This is a genomic window from Streptomyces sp. NPDC020958 (genome assembly GCF_055562175.1).
In genome coordinates, this window is record NZ_JBVHFU010000003.1 from 534016 (window position 1) to 551519 (window position 17504).

Sequence of the window (17504 nt, forward strand, 5' to 3'; positions counted from 1 at the left end):
TGCCCATCATGCGGGTGTCATACGTCGGTGCGCAGCAGCCGGTAGGCCGCCCCGGCCAGCGCCAGCACCGTCCAGCCCGCGAAGACCAGCAGACCGGCCCCGGGCGACAGGCTCGTGGAGTCGTGGGTCAGGGCGAACATCGACTCGCCCGCGTTGCTGGGCAGGTAGCGGCTGATGTCGTCCCGCCAGGAGCTGGGCAGCAGCGAGACCAGGCCGGGGACCAGCATCAGCGTGGCGACCAGGACCGAGATGCCACCGGCCACCGACCGCAGCAGCGCGCCGAGAGCGGTGCCGATCACGGCGACAAGCCCCAGGTAGAGACCGGCGCCCAGCAGGCTCCGTACGACACCGGCATGGGAGAAGCCCATGGCCGCGGGCGTACCGGAGACGATACGGCTGCCGAAGAAGAAGGCGACGCACACGCCGAGCGTGCCGACGGCCAGCGCGACCAGGCCGAACACGGCCGCCTTGGACCAGAGCACCGGCAGCCGGCGCGGCACCGCGGCCAGCGTGGAGCGGATCATGCCGGTCGAGTACTCGCCCGCCGTGACCAGCACGCCGAGGACGCCGAGGGCGAGCTGCGCGAAGTTCGTACCGAACAACGACAGGCTCACGGCGGTCGAGCGGGCGAAGTCCGGGTCCATGTGGGCGGAGCCGATCCCCGACTTGTACCGGCTCGACGCGATCAGCCCGAACGCGACGAGGAACAGCAGGCCCACCCCGAGGGTGATCCAGGTGGACCGCAGCGACCAGAGCTTGGCCCATTCCGAGGCCAGCACGCGCCTGCCGGTCACCCGGTAGGCGGGGCGCGCGACGGCGGGGGGAGTGTCGGTGGTGGCGGTGAGCGTGGTGGTCATGCCGTCCTCCCGAGGGACTCGGCGGTCTCGCCGGCGGTCGTGGACCCGTGGTACTCCACGGCGTCTTTGGTCAGGTCCATGAAGGCCTGTTCCAGGGAGACCTCGCGGGTGCTCAGTTCGAACAGCGCGATGCCGTGCTCGGCGGCCTTCAGGCCGATCTCCCGCGCGCTCAGCCCGGTCACCTCCAGCTCCTCGGAGCCGATGCGCCCGGTGACGTCGACGCCGGGGCCCGCCAGGGCCTCCCGCAGCCGCGCCGGATCCTGCGTGGCCACGTGCACGGTGTCGCCGCCGGCCCGTCGCACCAGGTCCCGCACGGTCGTGTCGGCCAGCAGCCGTCCTCGCCCGACGACGATCAGGTGGTCCGCGACCAGCGCCATCTCGCTCATCAGGTGCGACGAGACGAAGACCGTACGCCCCTCCTCGGCGAGCGACGTCAGCAGGTTGCGGATCCACAGGACGCCCTCGGGGTCCAGGCCGTTGACGGGTTCGTCGAGCATCACCGTCTGCGGGTCGCCCAGCAGGGCCGCCGCGATGCCGAGCCGCTGGCCCATGCCGAGGGAGAAGGCGCCGGCCCGCTTGGCGGCCACGCTGCCCAGCCCGGCGAGTTCGATGACCTCGTCGACCCGGCGGCGCGGGATGCCGTGCGTCAGCGCCAGCGCCCTGAGGTGGTTGCGGGCCGAGCGGCCCGGGTGGATCGACTTGGCCTCCAGCAGGGCGCCGACCTCCTGGAGGGGCGCCCGGTGCTGCGCGTAGTGCCTGCCGTTCACCGTGACGGAGCCGCTGGTCGGGGCGTCCAGGCCGACGACCATCCGCATCGTCGTGGACTTCCCCGCCCCGTTGGGCCCCAGGAAGCCGGTCACGGTACCCGGCTTCACGACGAACTCCAGGCCGTCCACGGCCGTCTTGTCGCCGTACCTCTTGGTCAGTTGCCGCGCGTCGATCATCGGAGCTCCTTCACTCGGACTCGGCGCCCGTCCCATCCGACGCCTCTCCGCCACGCTAAGTCCGCGATCACCCCGATCCGGTGGTACCGGGGGCTGAACGGGGGCCCCGGGGTCGTACCGCGGTACTACGACGCCCGGCACGTCCCGCCCTCGGCCCGCCCACCCTGACCTATTGACATGACATTCGCACATGAGTCATCGTGCAGGGGCCAGCTCCGGAGTGAAGGGACACCTGCGTGATGCCGTTCGAAGTGCTGACCATGGGCCGCGTGGGGGTGGACGTGTATCCGCTCCAGACCGGGGTGGGGCTGGCGGAGGTCACCTCGTTCGGCAAGTACCTGGGCGGCAGCCCGACGAACGTGGCGGTGGCGGCCGCCCGCTACGGCCGTTCCGCGGCGGTCATCACGAAGACCGGCCGGGACCCGTTCGGCGACTTCGTCCGCACGGCCCTCAGCGGCTACGGCGTGGACGCCCGCTTCGTCGGGGTGTCGGACATCGCGCCGACCCCCGTGACGTTCTGCGAGATCTTCCCGCCGGACGACTTCCCGCTCTACTTCTACCGCCTGCCGAAGGCTCCCGACCTGGACATCCGGCCGGACGAGCTGGATCTGGCGGCGGTGCGCGAGGCCACCGTGTTCTGGATGACGGGGACCGGGCTGAGCGAGGAGCCGAGCCGCGCGGCGACGCTGGCGGCGCTGGAGCACCGGGCGAAGGCGGGCACGACGGTGTTCGACCTGGACTGGCGGCCGATGTTCTGGGCCGACCCGGCCGAGGCACGGTCGTCCTACCGGCAGGCGCTCCGGCACGCGACCGTCGCGGTCGGCAACATCGACGAGTGCGAGGTCGCCACCGGTGAGCGGGAACCGTACGCCGCCGCGCGGGCGCTGCTGGCCGCCGGTGTCGAGCTGGCCGTGGTGAAGCAGGGCCCCAAGGGCGTGCTGGCCGTCGACCGGGACGGGACCGCCAGCGAGATCCCGCCGGTGCCGGTGGACGTGGTCAACGGCCTGGGTGCCGGTGACGCCTTCGGCGGCGCGCTCTGCCACGGGCTGCTGTCCGGCTGGGACACCCGGCGCACGGTGTCCTTCGCGAACGCGGCCGGGGCCATCGTGGCCGGCCGGCTGTCCTGCTCCGACGCGATGCCGACCGAGGCCGAGGTCGAGGCCGAACTCGACGAGGTGACCCGTGCTGCCTGAGAACCTGAACCGGATCGTGCACGCCCGGGTCAACGACCCCGGTGCGGTCGCGACGGCAGCCGCCCGCCGCGTGAAGGCGACCTCGCTGCTGGGCGAGCACGGCAAGGCGATGATCATCGCCGCCGACCACCCGGCCCGCGGCGCGAACGGGGTGGGCGCCGACCCCCACGCCATGGCCGACCGCTTCGAACTCCTCGACCGGCTGTGCGTCGCCCTGGAACGTCCGGGCGTCACCGGCGTCCTCGGCACCGCGGACATCCTGGAGGACCTGCTCCTGCTCGGCGTCCTCGACGGCAAGTCCGTCTTCGGTTCGATGAACCGCGCCGGGCTCGCGGGTTCGGTCTTCGAGATCGACGACCGGTTCACCGGGTACGACGCCGAGACCATCGCCGCGATGGGCTTCGACGGCGGCAAGACCCTGACCCGTATCGCGCTGGACGACCCGGCCACCCCGTCGGTCCTGGAGAACACCGCCCGCGCGGTCAACGAGCTCAACGACCGGCACCTCATCGCCATGGTCGAGCCGTTCCTCTCCACCTGGCAGGACGGGCGGATCCGCAACGACCTGTCGACCGACGCCGTGATCACCTCGGTCACCATCGCCTCGGGACTGGGCCGGCGCACCGCCTACACCTGGCTGAAGCTCCCCGTGGTCGACGACATGGAGCGCGTCCTGGCCGCCTCCACCCTGCCCGCGCTGCTGCTCGGCGGCGAAGTGCGGGACGCCGAGGCGGCGTTCGCCTCCTGGGGGAGGGCGCTGCGGCAGCCGACCGCGCAGGGCCTGGTCGTCGGCCGCTCCCTGCTCTACCCGGCGGGCGGCGACGTGGCCGGCGCCGTCGACAAGGCGGTGAGCCTGCTGTGAGCGACACCGGTACCCACCACCTGCCGGCCGGCACCGCCGCCGAAGGCCCCTACGACCTCCTGGTCACGCCGGAGTCGGCGGGCTGGGAACACTCCGGCCTGCGGATCCTGACCCTCGGGCCGGGCCAGTCGCACGCCCTGTCCACCCGGGACTCGGAGTTCCTGGTGCTGCCGCTGGCGGGCTCGTGCACCGTCACCACGGACGGCGGCACCTTCGAACTCGCCGGGCGCACGGGCGTGTTCGACTCGGCCACCGACTTCGCCTACCTGCCCCGGCAGGCGGAGGCCGTGATCGCCAGCGCCTCCGGTGGCCGGTTCGCGCTGCCCTCCGCCCGTACCGAGCGGGGAGGTCACCCGGCCCGCTACGGGCGCAGGGAGGACGTCCCCGTGGAACTGCGCGGCGCCGGGGCCTGCTCACGCCAGGTCAACAACTACTGCCTGCCCGGCACCTTCGACGCCGAGCAGCTGCTGGTGTGCGAGGTGCTCACACCCGGCGGCAACTGGTCCTCGTACCCGCCGCACAAGCACGACGAGGCCCGCACGGACGCGGACGGCACCGCGGTCGAGTCGCAGCTGGAGGAGATCTACTACTTCGAGGTCGCCGGCGAGAGCGGCTTCGGCTACCAGAGGGTGTACGGCACCCCGGACCGGCCGATCGACGTGCTCGCCGAGATCCGCTCCGGTGACACGGTGCTGATCCCGCACGGCTGGCACGGCCCCTCGATCGCCGCGCCCGGCTACGACCTCTACTACCTCAACGTCATGGCGGGTCCCGGCCAGGACCGCGCCTGGCTGATCTGCGACGACCCGGCCCACGGCTGGGTGCGCGGGACCTGGGACACCCAGGACGTGGACGACCGGCTGCCCTTCGGAGAGGACCGATGAACACCGTACGACTGACCACCGCCCAGGCGCTGGTCCGCTTCCTGGCCGCCCAGTACAGCGAGCGCGACGGCCAGGAACAGCGGCTGGTCCCCGGGGTGTGGGGCATCTTCGGGCACGGCAACGTGGCCGGCATCGGGCAGGCCCTGCTCCAGGCCGCGACCACCGGCGAGGCCGACCTGCCCTACTACCTCGCCCGCAACGAACAGGGCATGGTCCACGCCTCCGTCGCCTACGCCAAGATGCGGGACCGGCTGGCCACCTTCGCCTGCACGGCCTCGACCGGTCCCGGCTCGACCAACATGATCACGGGCGCGGCGCTGGCGACGACGAACCGCCTGCCGGTCCTGCTGCTGCCCTCGGACATGTTCGCCACCCGCGCCGCCGACCCGGTCCTGCAGCAGCTGGAGGACACCCGCGGCGGTGACGTCACCGTCAACGACGCCTTCCGTTCGGTGTCCAAGTACTTCGACCGCGTCTCCCGGCCCGAGCAGCTGATCCCGGCCGCGCTGGCGGCCATGCGCGTGCTGACCGACCCCGTCGAGACCGGTGCCGTCACCCTCGCGCTGCCCCAGGACGTACAGGCCGAGGCGTACGACTGGCCGGTCGACTTCTTCCGGCGCCGGGTGTGGCACGTGGGCCGCCCCGTCCCGGAGCCCGCCGCGGTCGAGCGCGCCGTCCGGCTGCTGCGGGGCGCGCGCAAGCCGCTGATCGTCGCCGGTGGCGGTGCCGTGTACTCCGGTGCCGAGACCGCGCTGCGGGCCTTCGCCGAGGCCACCGGCATCCCGGTCGCCGACACCCACGCGGGCAAGGGCGCGGTGGCCTGGGACCACCCCTGCGCGGTCGGCGGCACCGGCTCCACCGGTTCGTACGCGGCGAACGAGCTGGCTCGCGAGGCCGACGTCGTGCTCGGCATCGGCACCCGGTACTCGGACTTCACCACGGCCAGCCACACCGTGTTCGGCAACCCGGAGGTCGCGTTCGTCAACCTCAACGTGGCCCGCCTGGACGCCGTCAAGCACTCCGCCGAGCCGCTGGTCGCGGACGCCCGCCTCGGCATCCAGGCGCTGGCCGGAGCCCTGGACGGCTGGGAGGTCGCCCCGGAGTACCGGCGCCGTACCCGTGAACTCATCACCCGCACCCGGGAGATCGAGGACGCCTGCTTCCACGTCGGGCACGGCCCGCTGCCCGCGCAGACCGAGATCCTCGGCGCGCTGAACGACGTCCTGGACGACCGCGCGGTGGTCATCAACGCGGCCGGCTCCATGCCGGGCGACCTGCAGCAGCTGTGGCGCGCCCGGGACCCGAAGGCCTACCACGTCGAGTACGCGTACTCCTGCATGGGATACGAGGTCGCCGCGGGCGTCGGCGCCAAGATGGCCGACCCGTCGCGGGAGGTCGTCGTCCTGGTCGGTGACGGCTCGTACCTGATGATGGCCCAGGAGATCGTCACCATGGTCTCCGAAGGCCTGAAGGTCATCGTCGTCCTCGTCCAGAACCACGGCTTCGCGTCCATCGGCGCCCTCTCCGAGTCCCTCGGCTCACAGCGCTTCGGCACCAAGTACCGCTACCGCGACGCCGGTTCCGGCCGGCTCGACGGCGACGTGCTCCCCGTCGACCTCGCCGCGAACGCCGCCTCCCTGGGCGCGGACGTCCTGAGCGCCGGCTCCGTCGAGGAGTTCCGCTCCGCGATGGAGAAGGCGAAGGCCGCCACCCGCACCACCGTCGTGCACGTGGAGACCGACCTGTACGGGCCCAACCCGCCCGGCCACGCCTGGTGGGACGTCCCGGTCGGCGAGACCTCCGCCCTCGACTCCACCCGGGCAGCCCACGCCACCTACCTGGACCACAAGCGCGCCCAGCGGCACTACCTGTAACTCCCGCCCCCGCAAAGGAAACCCGCACCGTGACCACCATCCAGCACTGGATCGACGGCGCCCTCACCCAGGGCGCCGCCACCGCCACTCAGCCCGTGTTCAACCCGGCGACCGGCGCCGAGCAGGCCCGGGTCGTCCTCGGCGGCGGCGCCGACGTCGACGCCGCCGTCCGGGCCGCCGCCACCGCGTTCGAGACCTGGCAGGACTCCTCCCTCTCCCAGCGCGTCCAGGTGATGTTCACCTTCCGCCAGCTGCTCGTCGAGCACGAGGAGGAACTGGCCCGGATCATCTCCGCCGAGCACGGCAAGACCGTCGACGACGCCCGCGGCGAGATCACCCGCGGCCGTGAGGTCGTCGAGTACGTCTGCGGCCTGGGCGACGTGCTGAAGGGCTCGTTCTCCGACCAGGTCTCCCGCGGCGTGGACGTGCACAACTTCCGCCAGCCGCTCGGTGTCGTCGCGGGCATCACGCCGTTCAACTTCCCGGCGATGGTGCCGCTGTGGATGCACCCGGTCGCCATCGCCACCGGCAACACGTTCCTCCTCAAGCCGTCCGAGCGCGACCCCTCCGCCGCCAACTTCGTCGCCCGGCTGTACCAGAAGGCCGGTCTGCCCGACGGCGTCTTCAACGTCGTGCACGGCGGCAAGGACGCGGTGGACGCGATCCTCGCCCACCCCGGCATCGAGGCCGTCTCCTTCGTCGGCTCCACCCCGATCGCCAAGTACGTCCACGAGCAGGCCACCGCGCACGGCAAGCGGGTGCAGGCCCTGGGCGGTGCCAAGAACCACGCCGTCGTGCTGCCCGACGCCGACCTGGAGTTCGCCGCCGACCACATCACGGCCGGCGCCTACGGCTCCGCCGGTGAGCGCTGCATGGCGGTGTCGGTGGCCGTCGCCGTCGGTGACGCGGCCGACCGGCTGGTGGAGATCCTCACCCGCAAGGCGAACGAGGTGAAGGTCGGCCCCGGCGACGCGCCCGGCACCGAGATGGGCCCGCTGGTCACCAAGGCGGCCCAGGAGCGTGTCGAGAACGCGGTCGGGGTCGCCGCGACGCAGGGCGCCACCGTCGTCGTGGACGGCCGCGGCCTGAAGCTCGACGATCCCGCGTACGCCGACGGCTTCTTCACCGGCCCCTCCCTCCTGGACCACGTCACCACCGAGATGGACGCCTACAAGGAGGAGCTCTTCGGCCCGGTCCTCGCGGTCGTCCGTGCCGACTCCCTCGACCAGGCCATCGACCTGATCAACGCCAACCCGTACGGCAACGGGACCGCGCTGTTCACCGGCTCCGGAGAGGCCGCCCGCCGCTTCCAGCGGAAGATCAAGGTCGGCATGATCGGCATCAACGTGCCGGTCCCGGTCCCGATGTCCTACTACTCCTTCGGCGGCTGGAAGGACTCCCTCATCGGCGACTCCCCGATCCACGGCCCGGAGGGCGTCCGCTTCTACACCCGGCCCAAGGTCGTCACGAGCCGCTGGCCGGAACCGAGGCACCAGGACACCGCCGGGTTCAACTTCCCGACCTCCCACTGACCCGGGACCCTCCACCGGCGTCTCACAGCCGCAGGGTGAACCAGGTGGTCTTCCCCTCGTCCGTGGCCCGCACCCCCCAGTCGGCGGCGAGCGTACGGACGAGGAGCAGGCCCCGGCCGGACTCCTCGTCCTCGGCGGCCAGGCGCGGCCGGGGCAGCTGCGGGCTGCGGTCGCTGATCTCGACGGTGAGGTCGGTGGTGGTGCGGTGCAGGTGCAGGCCGATCGGGCCCTCGCCGTGCTGGACGGCGTTGGTGAGGGTCTCCGACAGCAGCAGCAGCGCGTCGTCCGCGCCCGCGACGCAGTCCCAGGCGGTGAGCGCCCGGTGCAGGAACGCCCGCCCCTCCGGCACCGAGGACGGGCAGGCCGGCAGATCGGTGCTCAGAACGGCCAGCGGCCCGGCCGGGAGCTGGGCCAGCAGCAGGGTGACGTCGTCGTTGTGGCTCTCCGCGTCGGGCAGCAGACTCGCCAGCACATGGTCGGCGGCGGTCTCCAGGCTCGGCGTGCCGGCGAAGAACTTCTCCAGCACGACGGTGAGTTCGGCGACCCGGACCTCGATGTCGCTGCCCGGGGTCTCGATCAGCCCGTCGGTGTACAGGACGAGGGTCGCCCCGGGCGGGACGGCCGAGCAGGACTGCTCGTAGAGGATGCCGCCCACCCCCAGCGGGGCGTTCACGGGTGAGTCGAGGATGCCGACCGCGCCGTCGGCGGCGCCCGCGACGAGCGTCGGCAGATGACCGGCCGAACACACGGTGACGGTCCCGGAGTCGGGGGCGATGACCAGATAGCAGCAGGTGACGAGCTGGTCGGGGACGTCCAGGTCGGCCACGCAGGAGTCCAGGGCCTGCATCAGCAGCCGGGGCTCCATCCCGGTCTTCGCCAGCGCGTGCGCCGCCGAGCGCAACTGGCCCATGACGGCGGCGGCCTCCAGCCCGCGGCCCATGACGTCCCCGATCAGCACGCCCACCCGGTCGGCGCCCAGCGGTATCAGGTCGAACCAGTCGCCGCCCACCCCGGCGCCCTGGGTGGCGGGCCGGTAGCGGCTGGCGGTGGCCAGGCCGGGCAGCGCCGGCGGCGTGCCCATCAGGCTGCGCTGCAGCGTGAGGGCGATGTGCCGCTGCTGCTCGTACAGGGCGGTCAGCTCGGCCTCGGCGCGCTTGCGGTCGCTGATGTCCCGCACGATGGCACAGGCGCCGACGACCCGGCCGCGGGTGTCCCGCGTCGGCCACAGGGTGACGTCCACGTCGAGCAGCCTGCCCGAACGGGTCACGCGCAGCGTCTCGAAGTGCTCGACCTTCTCGCCCCCCCGCAGCCGGGCCAGCAGGGCGCGGATGTCCCCCCGCAGTTCGGACGGGGCGAGCATCGACACGTGCCGTCCGATGGCCTCCTCGGCGGTGTAGCCGTAGAGGTCCTGCGCCGCCGCGTTCCAGTACGTGATGTACCCGTCGAGGGTCTTGGCGAGGATCGCGTCCTGGGAGGACTCCACGAGCGCCGCCAGCTCGTTGATCCGGGCCTCGGCCGCCTTGCGGTCGCTGACGTCGCGCACGGCGGCCGACACCAGCAGCCCGTCCTCCGTCTCCATCGGGCTGAGGCTGATCTCCACCGGGAACTCGGTGCCGTCCTTGCGCAGCCCGTGCAGCTCCAGGCCGGCGCCCATCGGCCGGACCTGGCGGTTGGCCGAGTAGCCGCCCCGGTGCCGGGTGTGCTGGCTGTGGAAGCGGGTCGGTATCAGCAACTCGACCGGACGTTCGAGGAGCTCCTCGCGCCGGTAGCCGAAGAGCGCCTCGGTCTGCGCGTTGACGAGCTTGATGATGCCCGAGCCGTCGACGATGACCATCGCGTCCGGCGCGGCCTCCAGCAGACCGCGGAAGCGTTCCTCCGCGGCGCCGGTCCCCTGCCCGGGTGCCGTGGCACGGCCGCATCCGCAGCGCTCGGCCTCCGTCGTGATCCTCACACGCGCACGTTCGTCCTCGAGGGAGCCGGCCATGTCCGCCCCACCCCTTTCCCGCCGGTTGCTGCGGTCATCTCAGCGCGTGCGGCACGCGCGGGCGGGGAGAAGTCGTTTACTGGCCGTGACCGGCCGATCCTGTCTGGTACGGCGCACTGTTGGCCGTCTTGTGCGCGGGATGGGCGCCGTGTCACCTGGCCGGGTGGCCGCCGGTGGCCGGCTGCTCCAGGTGGGAGGCGAGGACCGCGGCCTGCACCCGGCGCTGTACGCCCAGCTTGGCGAGCAGCCGGGAGATGTGGTTCTTGACGGTCTTCTCGGACAGGTAGAGCCTCTTGCCGATCTCGCGGTTGGTGAGGCCGTCGCCGATCAGGGCCAGGATGTCGCGCTCGCGGGGCGACAGGCTCGCCAGTTCCGCGGGCACGGAGGGCGCCTCGGCGGGGTCGGCGCGCAGGGAGCGCATCAGGCGGGCCGTGGTCGCGGGGTCCAGCATCGACTGCCCGGAGGCGACCGTGCGGACCGCGGAGACCAGGTCGGAGCCCTTGATCTGCTTGAGGACGTAGCCGGACGCCCCGGCCATGATCGCGTCGAGCAGGGCCTCCTCGTCGTCGAACGACGTCAGCATCAGGCAGGCCAGGCCGGGCATCCGGTCGCGCAGCTCCCGGCAGACCGTGATGCCGTCGCCGTCGGGCAGGCGGACGTCGAGGACGGCCACGTGCGGACGCAGCGCCGGGCCCCGGGCGAGGGCGTGCTGGGCCGTACCGGCGTCGCCGACGACCGAGATGTCCGGCTCCGCGTCGAGGAGGTCGGTGATGCCACGCCGCACGACCTCGTGGTCGTCCAGCAGGAACACCCGGATCGGATCCTGTTCCGTGAAGGTGCGTGACTCCGTCATGACGACCTCTCGTCCTCGGCGGCCACCCGGCCGGCCGCGGGCTGCCCAGCAGGATCATCGCGCCGCGCGGCGGGACGCACTAGGGCCGTCCGGCCCCACCCGTGCGTTCCCGGCCGGCCGACGCGGCGGCCACCGGCTCCGGGGACAGGTCGAACTCCACGTCCACCACGCCCTCGACGGCCCTGACCAGGCGAGCCCCCACGGGCACCAGGGACGTGTCCCGGATCCGGCCCGCGAGCGTCACGACCCCGTCGTGGACGTCCACGCGCAGCACCGAGTCGGGGGCGGGGAAGAGGTACGACACGATCTCGCGGCGGACCTCCTCGGCGATCTCCTCGTCGTCGCGCAGGAAGACCTTCAGCAGGTCGGCCCGGCTCACCACGCCCTGCAGGACCCCCACCCCGTCGGTCACCGGCAGGCGCTTCACCTTCGCCCGTGCCATGACGCGCGCGGCCTGCGCCAGCGTGGCGTTCGCCGGGACGGTGAGCGCGGGCGAGGTCATCAGCTCACCCGCCGTGAGGGCACCGGGCCCGGCCGGCGCGTCGGCGCGGCGCGGCCGGGCACACCGGTCGGGGTCGCCGTCCCGGAGCTCCTCCGTGGGCAGCAGGTCCGCCTCGGAGACGACGCCGACGACCCGGCCCTCGCCCTCGACCACGGGCAGGGCGCTGACCCGCCAGTCCCGCATCAGCTGGACGAGTTCCTTGAAGGAGGCCTCGCGTCCGACGCTGACGACGGTCGTCGTCATGACGTCGCTGACGATGTGCGGCGTGCCGTGCATGGGGCCACTCCTCAGCCGTTGTCGTTCCTGACGGAGGCGGGGGCCAGCCGGCAGCGCACGTCGACCACGCCCTCCACGGCGCGGGTCAGGCGTTCGGCGACCGGCGCCAGATCCGTCCCGTCGGTCCACCCGGACAGGGTGACCACTCCTTCGTCGACCTCGACCCGGATGTGGTCGGCGGAGAGGGGGAACAGCCGGTCGACGACCTCCTGGCGCACCTCCTCGGTGAGTTCCTCGTCCTCCCGCAGGAAGACCTTGAGCAGGTCGGCCCGGCTGACGATGCCCTCCAGCATGCCCACGCCGTCCACCACGGGCAGCCGCTTGACGCCGCGCCTGGCCATGATGCGCGCGGCCTCGGCCAGGGTGGCGTCGGCGTGCACGGTCACCGCGGGCGCGCTCATCAGCTCACCGGCGGTCACCCCGCCGGCCTTGGTCAGGTCGGCGAGCCGCTCCCGCTGCACGAACCGGTCCGGATCGCTGTCCCGGAACTCCTCCTTGAACAGCAGATCGGCCTCGGACACGACGCCGATCACCCTGCCGTCGCCCTCCAGCACGGGCACCGCGCTGACCTTCCACTGGTCCATCAACGAGACGACGTCCTTGAACGGGGCGTCACGGCCGACGGCGACGGCACTGCGGGTCATCACATCGCCGATGGTGTGCGGGCTGCCGTGCATGGTTGCCTCCTCGGATCTCCTCCCAGCGTGGGCCCGGTCCGGCCCGGGCACCAGGGCTGAGCGGGGCGGCCGAGGGGGCCGGGTGGCCCCTCCTGCCGGCCGGCCGCCGGTGCGATGGTGAGAGGGGATGCACCTGCCGCGCGAGGCGGCAGTCCGAGAAATGGCGGTGGGGCCGATGACGACGATGACGCTTCCCCTGGTCGTGGGCGTCGACGGGTCCGACGGCAGCCTGCAGGCGGTCGACTGGGCGGCGGACGAGGCCGCCCGCCACGACGTCCCGCTGCGGCTGGTGTACGGGTCCCTGTGGGAGCGCTACGAGGGCGGCCTCCCCGAGGTGGGTACCGAGCGCCCGTCCGAACGCGTGCTGGCCGAGCACATCGTCGCCTCCGCGGCGGACCGCGCGGCCCGGCGCGCCCCGGACGTGAAGGTCACCACCGACATCCTCCCGGAGGACGCGGTGGACGCCCTGCTGCACGAGGGCAACAACGCCTCCCTGGTCGTCACCGGGTCACGGGGCCGCGGTGAGCTGACGGGACTGCTCCTCGGCTCCGTCGGCCTGGCGGTCGCGGGCCGGGCGCACTGCCCGGTGACCGTGGTCCGCGGGGACGCGGCCGGCCTGGCGGGCACCCACGAGCGGATCCTGCTCGGCGCCGCCGACCCGGCCTCCGGCGGCGCGGCCGCGCGCTTCGCCTTCCGGGAGGCGGCGGTGCGCGGCTGCGTCCTGGACGTGATCCGCGCCTGGCGCCGGCCCGGCACGTCCGAGGCACCCGCCCGGGAGACCGAGGCGCGGGCCTCTGCGCTGCTCGACGCGCTGCTGCGCGAACCGGCGGCCGAGTACCCGGACGTGCGGGTACGCGCCGTGACGGTCGAGGGGCCCGCCCACCGGATCCTGGTCCACCGCTCGGCCGCCGCCGACCTCGTCGTCCTGGGCGCCCGCCGCCGGCACGGCCACCACGGCCTGCAGCTCGGCCGGGTGGTCCACACCGTGCTGCACCAGGCGGCGTGCCCGGTGGCCGTCGTACCGCACACCGTGTGATCGCCGCCGGTGGTGAGGGGAGCACCGAGGTGAGATGGGAGTACGACGGTTACGCACCCGCCGACGAGCGGCTCAGGGAGTCGCTGTGCACGCTCGGGAACGGCTACTTCGCCACCCGGGGCGCCCTGCCGGAGTGCACGGCGGACGAGGTGCACTACCCCGGCACCTACGTGGCCGGCTGCTACGACCGGCTCGCCTCGCGGGTCGCGGGGCACCGGGTCGAGAACGAGGACCTGGTGAACCTCCCGAACTGGCTGCCGCTGCGGTTCCGGCTGCCGGGCGGCCACTGGCTGACCCCGGACACCGAGCCGGTGCTGGAGCACCGGCAGGTGCTGCGCCTGACCGACGGGGTACTGGAGCGGCGGACCCGCTACGGGCTCGGCGCCGGACGGGTGCTGGACGTGCGCCAGCAGCGGCTGGTGCACATGGGGGACCCGCATCTGGCGGCGCTGCGCACCGAGTTCACCGCCGAGGGCTTCACCGGTGACCTGGAGGTGGAGGCGGCGCTCGACGCGGACGTCCGCAACGCCGGGGTGGCCCGCTACCGCGAGCTGGACGGCCGTCACCTGGTCCGCGTGCGCACCGGTACCCCCGCCCCGGACACGGTGTGGCTGCGCTGCCGTACCCGTACCTCGGACATCCGGATCGGCATGGCCGCCCGCCTCGGCCCGGGCGCCCCGGTCCCGGAGGGCGACGGCCCCCGCGGAGCCGTACAGCGGCTGCGGCTGCCGCTGACGCCCGGCCGTACCCGCACCGTGGACAAGACCGTCGCCGTGCACACCTCCCGCGACCCCGCGATCGCCGACCCCGTGGCGGCCGCCGTCGACAGGGTCGGCGACGCGCCCGGATTCGACGCGCTGCTGCGGACGCACCGGCGGGCCTGGGACCAGCTGTGGCGCCGGACCGCCCTGGACGTCCCCGGCCGGGCCGGCGAGATCCTGCGGCTGCACCTCTTCCACGTGCTGCAGACGCTCTCCCCGCACACCGCCGACCTGGACGTCGGCGTCCCGGCCAGGGGTCTGCACGGCGAGGCGTACCGCGGTCATGTCTTCTGGGACGAACTGTTCGTCCTGCCCTTCCTCGACCTGCACTTCCCCGAGGTCTCCCGCGCCCTGCTCCACTACCGCTACCGGCGCCTGGAACGCGCCCGCGCCGCCGCCCGCGCGATCGGCCGGCGCGGCGCGATGTACCCGTGGCAGAGCGCCACCGACGGCCGCGAGGAGTCCCAGGCACTGCACCTCAACCCGCGGTCGGGACGCTGGCTGCCGGACCACTCGCGCCTCCAGCGGCACGTCGGCTCGGCGGTGGCCTACAACGTCTGGCGGTACTGCGAGGCGAGCGGCGACACCGAGTTCCGGCACACCAAGGGCGCCGAGATGCTCCTGGAGATCGCCCGGTTCTGGGCGGACTCGGCCACCTGGGACGACCACCTCGGACGGCACCGCATCCGCGGTGTGGTCGGCCCCGACGAGTACCACGACGCCTACCCCGGCGCCCCCCGGCCCGGCCTCGACGACAACGCGTACACCAATGTCACCGCCGCCTGGGTCCTCACCCGCACCCTGGAACTGCTGGACATCCTGCCCGAACCGCGCCGCCGTGAACTCACCGCGCGCACCGGCCTGGACGACGCCGAGCTGCACCGCTGGCAGGAGGTGTCACGCACCCTTCACGTGCCCTTCCACGACGGTGTCGTCAGCCAGTTCGAGGGCTACGGCGGTCTCGCCGAACTCGACTGGGACGGCTACCGCGGACGGTACGGGGACATCCGCAGGCTGGACCGCATCCTGGAGGCCGAGGGGGACACCGTCAACCGCTACAAGGCCTCCAAACAGGCCGACGTGCTGATGCTCGGATATCTCTTCTCGCCCGCCGAACTCCGGGCCCTGTTCGCCCGGTTGGGTCATGAACTCGACGAGGGGACCTGGACCCGCACGGTCGACCACTACCTGTGCCGCACCACCCACGGCTCGACCCTCAGCGGTCTGGTGCACGGCTGGGTCCTGGCCCGCGACCGGCGTGCCGACGCCTGGGCGTTCGTCCAGGAGGCGCTGCGCGGCGACATCGCCGACGTCCAGGGCGGCACCACCGGTGAGGGCATCCACCTGGGCGCCATGGCCGGCACCCTCGACCTCGTCCAGCGCGGGCTGACCGGGCTGGAGACCCGGGAGGGAGCGCTCTGGGCCGACCCGGTGCCGCTGCCGGAACTGTCGTCGTACGGCATGTCCCTCCGCTACCGGGGGCATTGGGGCGTACGGCTGCGGCTGCGGCGCGGGCGTCTGGAGGTGACCGTGCCGGCGTCCGACGAGTCGCCGATCGACATCCGGCTGCCGGACCGCACGGTGTGCGTCGAACCGGGGGAGACCTGCGTCCTCGTCCTCCCGCCCCCCGCCGACCACCCCCCGCACGGTCCGCACGGGCCGACCGGTCTCGCCGACGGCTGAGACCCGCGCGCCTTGCCTCTGCTCGCGGGCGGCCGAGACCCGCGCCGCGTGCCGTCGGCGCCGAGAGGGACCCCGCGGGGTCACAGTCCCCCGGGGCCGTTGGCCGTCGTGCCGGGTCCTGACGGCTCTTGCAGCACGGTCCGGGCGACCGGGCCCAGCAGGTCGGCCAGTCCGCGGAAGACGTCGAGGAACAGGTCGTCCACGGTCAGCACGCCCACCGCCCGGCCCAGCTCCAGGACCGGCAGCCGACGCACCCCGGTGCGGCGGAAGGCACGGTAGGCGGTCTGGAGGTCGTCGCCCGCGTCGACGGTGACCACCCGGGCCGACATGACCGCGTCCACCCGCGCGTCCCGGTCGAGGCCGCCGCCCAGTCCGCGCACCGCGACGTCGCGGTCGGTGACGATGCCGAGCAGCACCCCCTCGTCGTCGACGACCAGCACCGATCCGACGGAGGCGTCCGCCATCCGCCGGGCCGCCTCCGCCAGTCCCACGTCAGGGGGCACCGTCACCGGCGGGGCGGTCATCGCCTCGGACACCTTCATACGCCACCTCCTGGTGGTGGGGGCGGGACGACGTCGAGCACCTCGGCCACCGGACGCCGGGGGCTGGGGTGGCCGAGGGGGCCGTAGCCGAGCCGGATCACCATCTGCACATGGGCCATGCCGGAACCAGGGTCGCGGGTCACCCGTCGCAGCTCGGGCCACTCCAGGGTCTGGGACACCATGGAGGCGACCAGCCCGTCGGCCGTGGCCGTGAGCAGGACCCGCTCCAGCGCCTGCCCCGCCCGCAGCCAGTCAATCGGCCCGTCCCGGCCGGTACCCAGCAGCGCGAGCTGGGGATTGCGCTCGAACACCGCCCAGCCGCGTCCCGGCACCGCGTGCCCGGCGGCGAAGTCCCGCACCGGCGTCGCGGGACCGTACCGGCTGGGGCCGATCGCCTCGACGGGGATGCCGTCCGGCGCGGGGGCGGCGCCGGCGGGGCCGGACCGGACCCAGCGGGCCGTTTCGGCGCGCAGGGCGGGGTCGACCGCTTCCCGGCCCTCGGCGTCCTGCACCAGTTCCAGCAGTTCCTCCACGTGCCAGGTGCCGGGGAAGACCAGCTGCGCACCCTCGGCGTCCGCCGCCTCGCACAGCCGCTCCCGCAGGCCGGCCGGTATCGGCCGCTCGCTGAAGGGACGACGGCTGGAATGGCGCCGGGGGAGCGCCGGGTACAGGGCGGCGAGCGCCGGGTCGGGCGGTGCGGTGGCGTCCAGGGACACCCCGGCGAGCAGCGTGGGGTCCGCAGGATCCGGCAGCAGCCGTACCACCGGGGCCCACCCGGCCGCGCAGGCGGACACCCGCAGGTTGAACAGCGCGGCACCGCACCCCATGTGCAGGCCACGGGCGTCCGGGTCGGTGCGCGGCAGCGCGCGCGAGGGATCGGCGTACAGGCGCAGGACGCCGTCGGCGGCCAGGTAACGGAAGCTCCACGGCTGGGCGTTGTGCAGCGACGGCGCCGTGGTGGCGTCGGCCACGAGTGCGGTCAGCGTGTTCGCGTCCATGTGCTGAGCGGTCACGATGACTCCCTTCGCCGGGCCTCGCTCCCAG

General features: G+C 73.3%; 15 protein-coding genes. 7 read left to right on the forward strand and 8 right to left on the reverse strand.

Annotated features, from left to right (window positions below):
• Positions 1 to 17 precede the first annotated feature (17 nt).
• Both ACZ3KP_RS12640 and ACZ3KP_RS12645 read right to left on the reverse strand, forming a co-directional pair.
• On the reverse strand, positions 18 to 857 hold the full coding sequence (locus ACZ3KP_RS12640) for an ABC transporter permease (RefSeq protein ID WP_358976530.1): 840 nt from the start codon (positions 855 to 857) through the stop codon (positions 18 to 20).
• Entirely contained in the window at positions 854 to 1801 is a 948-nt protein-coding gene (locus tag ACZ3KP_RS12645) for an ABC transporter ATP-binding protein (protein WP_467498832.1), read from the reverse strand. The genes ACZ3KP_RS12640 and ACZ3KP_RS12645 overlap by 4 nt, the downstream gene beginning before the upstream one ends.
• Before the next feature lie 239 nt (positions 1802 to 2040).
• Here ACZ3KP_RS12645 and iolC point away from each other — a divergent pair, with 239 nt between their 5' ends.
• The 5 genes from iolC to ACZ3KP_RS12670 are packed head-to-tail and all read left to right on the forward strand — an operon-like array spanning position 2041 to position 8146.
• On the forward strand, positions 2041 to 2994 hold the full coding sequence (iolC, locus tag ACZ3KP_RS12650) for a 5-dehydro-2-deoxygluconokinase (RefSeq protein WP_467499254.1): 954 nt from the start codon (positions 2041 to 2043) through the stop codon (positions 2992 to 2994).
• Positions 2987 to 3856, forward strand: coding sequence for a Cgl0159 family (beta/alpha)8-fold protein (locus ACZ3KP_RS12655; protein WP_467499256.1), 870 nt, complete (start codon positions 2987 to 2989; stop codon positions 3854 to 3856). The genes iolC and ACZ3KP_RS12655 overlap by 8 nt, the downstream gene beginning before the upstream one ends.
• Positions 3853 to 4740, forward strand: a complete 888-nt coding sequence (gene iolB / locus ACZ3KP_RS12660) for a 5-deoxy-glucuronate isomerase (protein ID WP_467498834.1) — start codon at positions 3853 to 3855, stop codon at positions 4738 to 4740. The genes ACZ3KP_RS12655 and iolB overlap by 4 nt, the downstream gene beginning before the upstream one ends.
• Positions 4737 to 6614: a 3D-(3,5/4)-trihydroxycyclohexane-1,2-dione acylhydrolase (decyclizing) gene (iolD, locus tag ACZ3KP_RS12665; protein ID WP_467498836.1), complete on the forward strand. Its 1878-nt coding sequence runs from the start codon at positions 4737 to 4739 to the stop codon at positions 6612 to 6614. The genes iolB and iolD overlap by 4 nt, the downstream gene beginning before the upstream one ends.
• A gap of 29 nt (positions 6615 to 6643) precedes the next feature.
• The gene (locus tag ACZ3KP_RS12670; RefSeq protein ID WP_467498838.1) at positions 6644 to 8146 is read left to right on the forward strand and encodes a CoA-acylating methylmalonate-semialdehyde dehydrogenase; all 1503 of its coding nucleotides are present in this window, start codon (positions 6644 to 6646) and stop codon (positions 8144 to 8146) included.
• 22 nt (positions 8147 to 8168) lie between these two features.
• On the opposite strand, the gene ACZ3KP_RS12675 is transcribed toward ACZ3KP_RS12670, so the two are convergent.
• From ACZ3KP_RS12675 to ACZ3KP_RS12690, 4 genes are all read right to left on the reverse strand, one after another.
• The gene (locus tag ACZ3KP_RS12675; protein ID WP_467499258.1) at positions 8169 to 10091 is read right to left on the reverse strand and encodes a PAS domain S-box protein; all 1923 of its coding nucleotides are present in this window, start codon (positions 10089 to 10091) and stop codon (positions 8169 to 8171) included.
• Between the two features lie 190 nt (positions 10092 to 10281).
• Positions 10282 to 10983 carry a response regulator transcription factor gene (locus tag ACZ3KP_RS12680; RefSeq protein WP_358976550.1) on the reverse strand — a complete coding sequence of 234 codons (702 nt, stop codon included), beginning with the start codon at positions 10981 to 10983 and terminating at the stop codon, positions 10282 to 10284.
• 79 nt (positions 10984 to 11062) lie between these two features.
• Positions 11063 to 11761 (reverse strand): CBS domain-containing protein, encoded by a 699-nt coding sequence (locus tag ACZ3KP_RS12685; RefSeq protein ID WP_467498840.1) that lies wholly within the window; start codon positions 11759 to 11761, stop codon positions 11063 to 11065.
• 11 nt (positions 11762 to 11772) lie between these two features.
• Positions 11773 to 12438: a CBS domain-containing protein gene (locus ACZ3KP_RS12690; protein WP_467498842.1), complete on the reverse strand. Its 666-nt coding sequence runs from the start codon at positions 12436 to 12438 to the stop codon at positions 11773 to 11775.
• Positions 12439 to 12622: 184 nt separating this feature from the next.
• Here ACZ3KP_RS12690 and ACZ3KP_RS12695 point away from each other — a divergent pair, with 184 nt between their 5' ends.
• Together ACZ3KP_RS12695 and ACZ3KP_RS12700 are read left to right on the forward strand one after the other, a co-directional pair.
• Positions 12623 to 13474, forward strand: coding sequence for a universal stress protein (locus tag ACZ3KP_RS12695; RefSeq protein WP_467499260.1), 852 nt, complete (start codon positions 12623 to 12625; stop codon positions 13472 to 13474).
• 29 nt (positions 13475 to 13503) lie between these two features.
• Entirely contained in the window at positions 13504 to 15918 is a 2415-nt protein-coding gene (locus ACZ3KP_RS12700; RefSeq protein ID WP_467498844.1) for a glycoside hydrolase family 65 protein, read from the forward strand.
• A gap of 80 nt (positions 15919 to 15998) precedes the next feature.
• Here ACZ3KP_RS12700 and ACZ3KP_RS12705 read toward each other — a convergent pair whose 3' ends face one another.
• Entirely contained in the window at positions 15999 to 16460 is a 462-nt protein-coding gene (locus tag ACZ3KP_RS12705; RefSeq protein WP_467498846.1) for a CBS domain-containing protein, read from the reverse strand.
• Entirely contained in the window at positions 16457 to 17473 is a 1017-nt protein-coding gene (locus ACZ3KP_RS12710) for an Acg family FMN-binding oxidoreductase (protein WP_467498848.1), read from the reverse strand. Before ACZ3KP_RS12710 ends, ACZ3KP_RS12705 begins: the two co-directional genes overlap by 4 nt.
• Positions 17474 to 17504 lie beyond the last annotated feature (31 nt).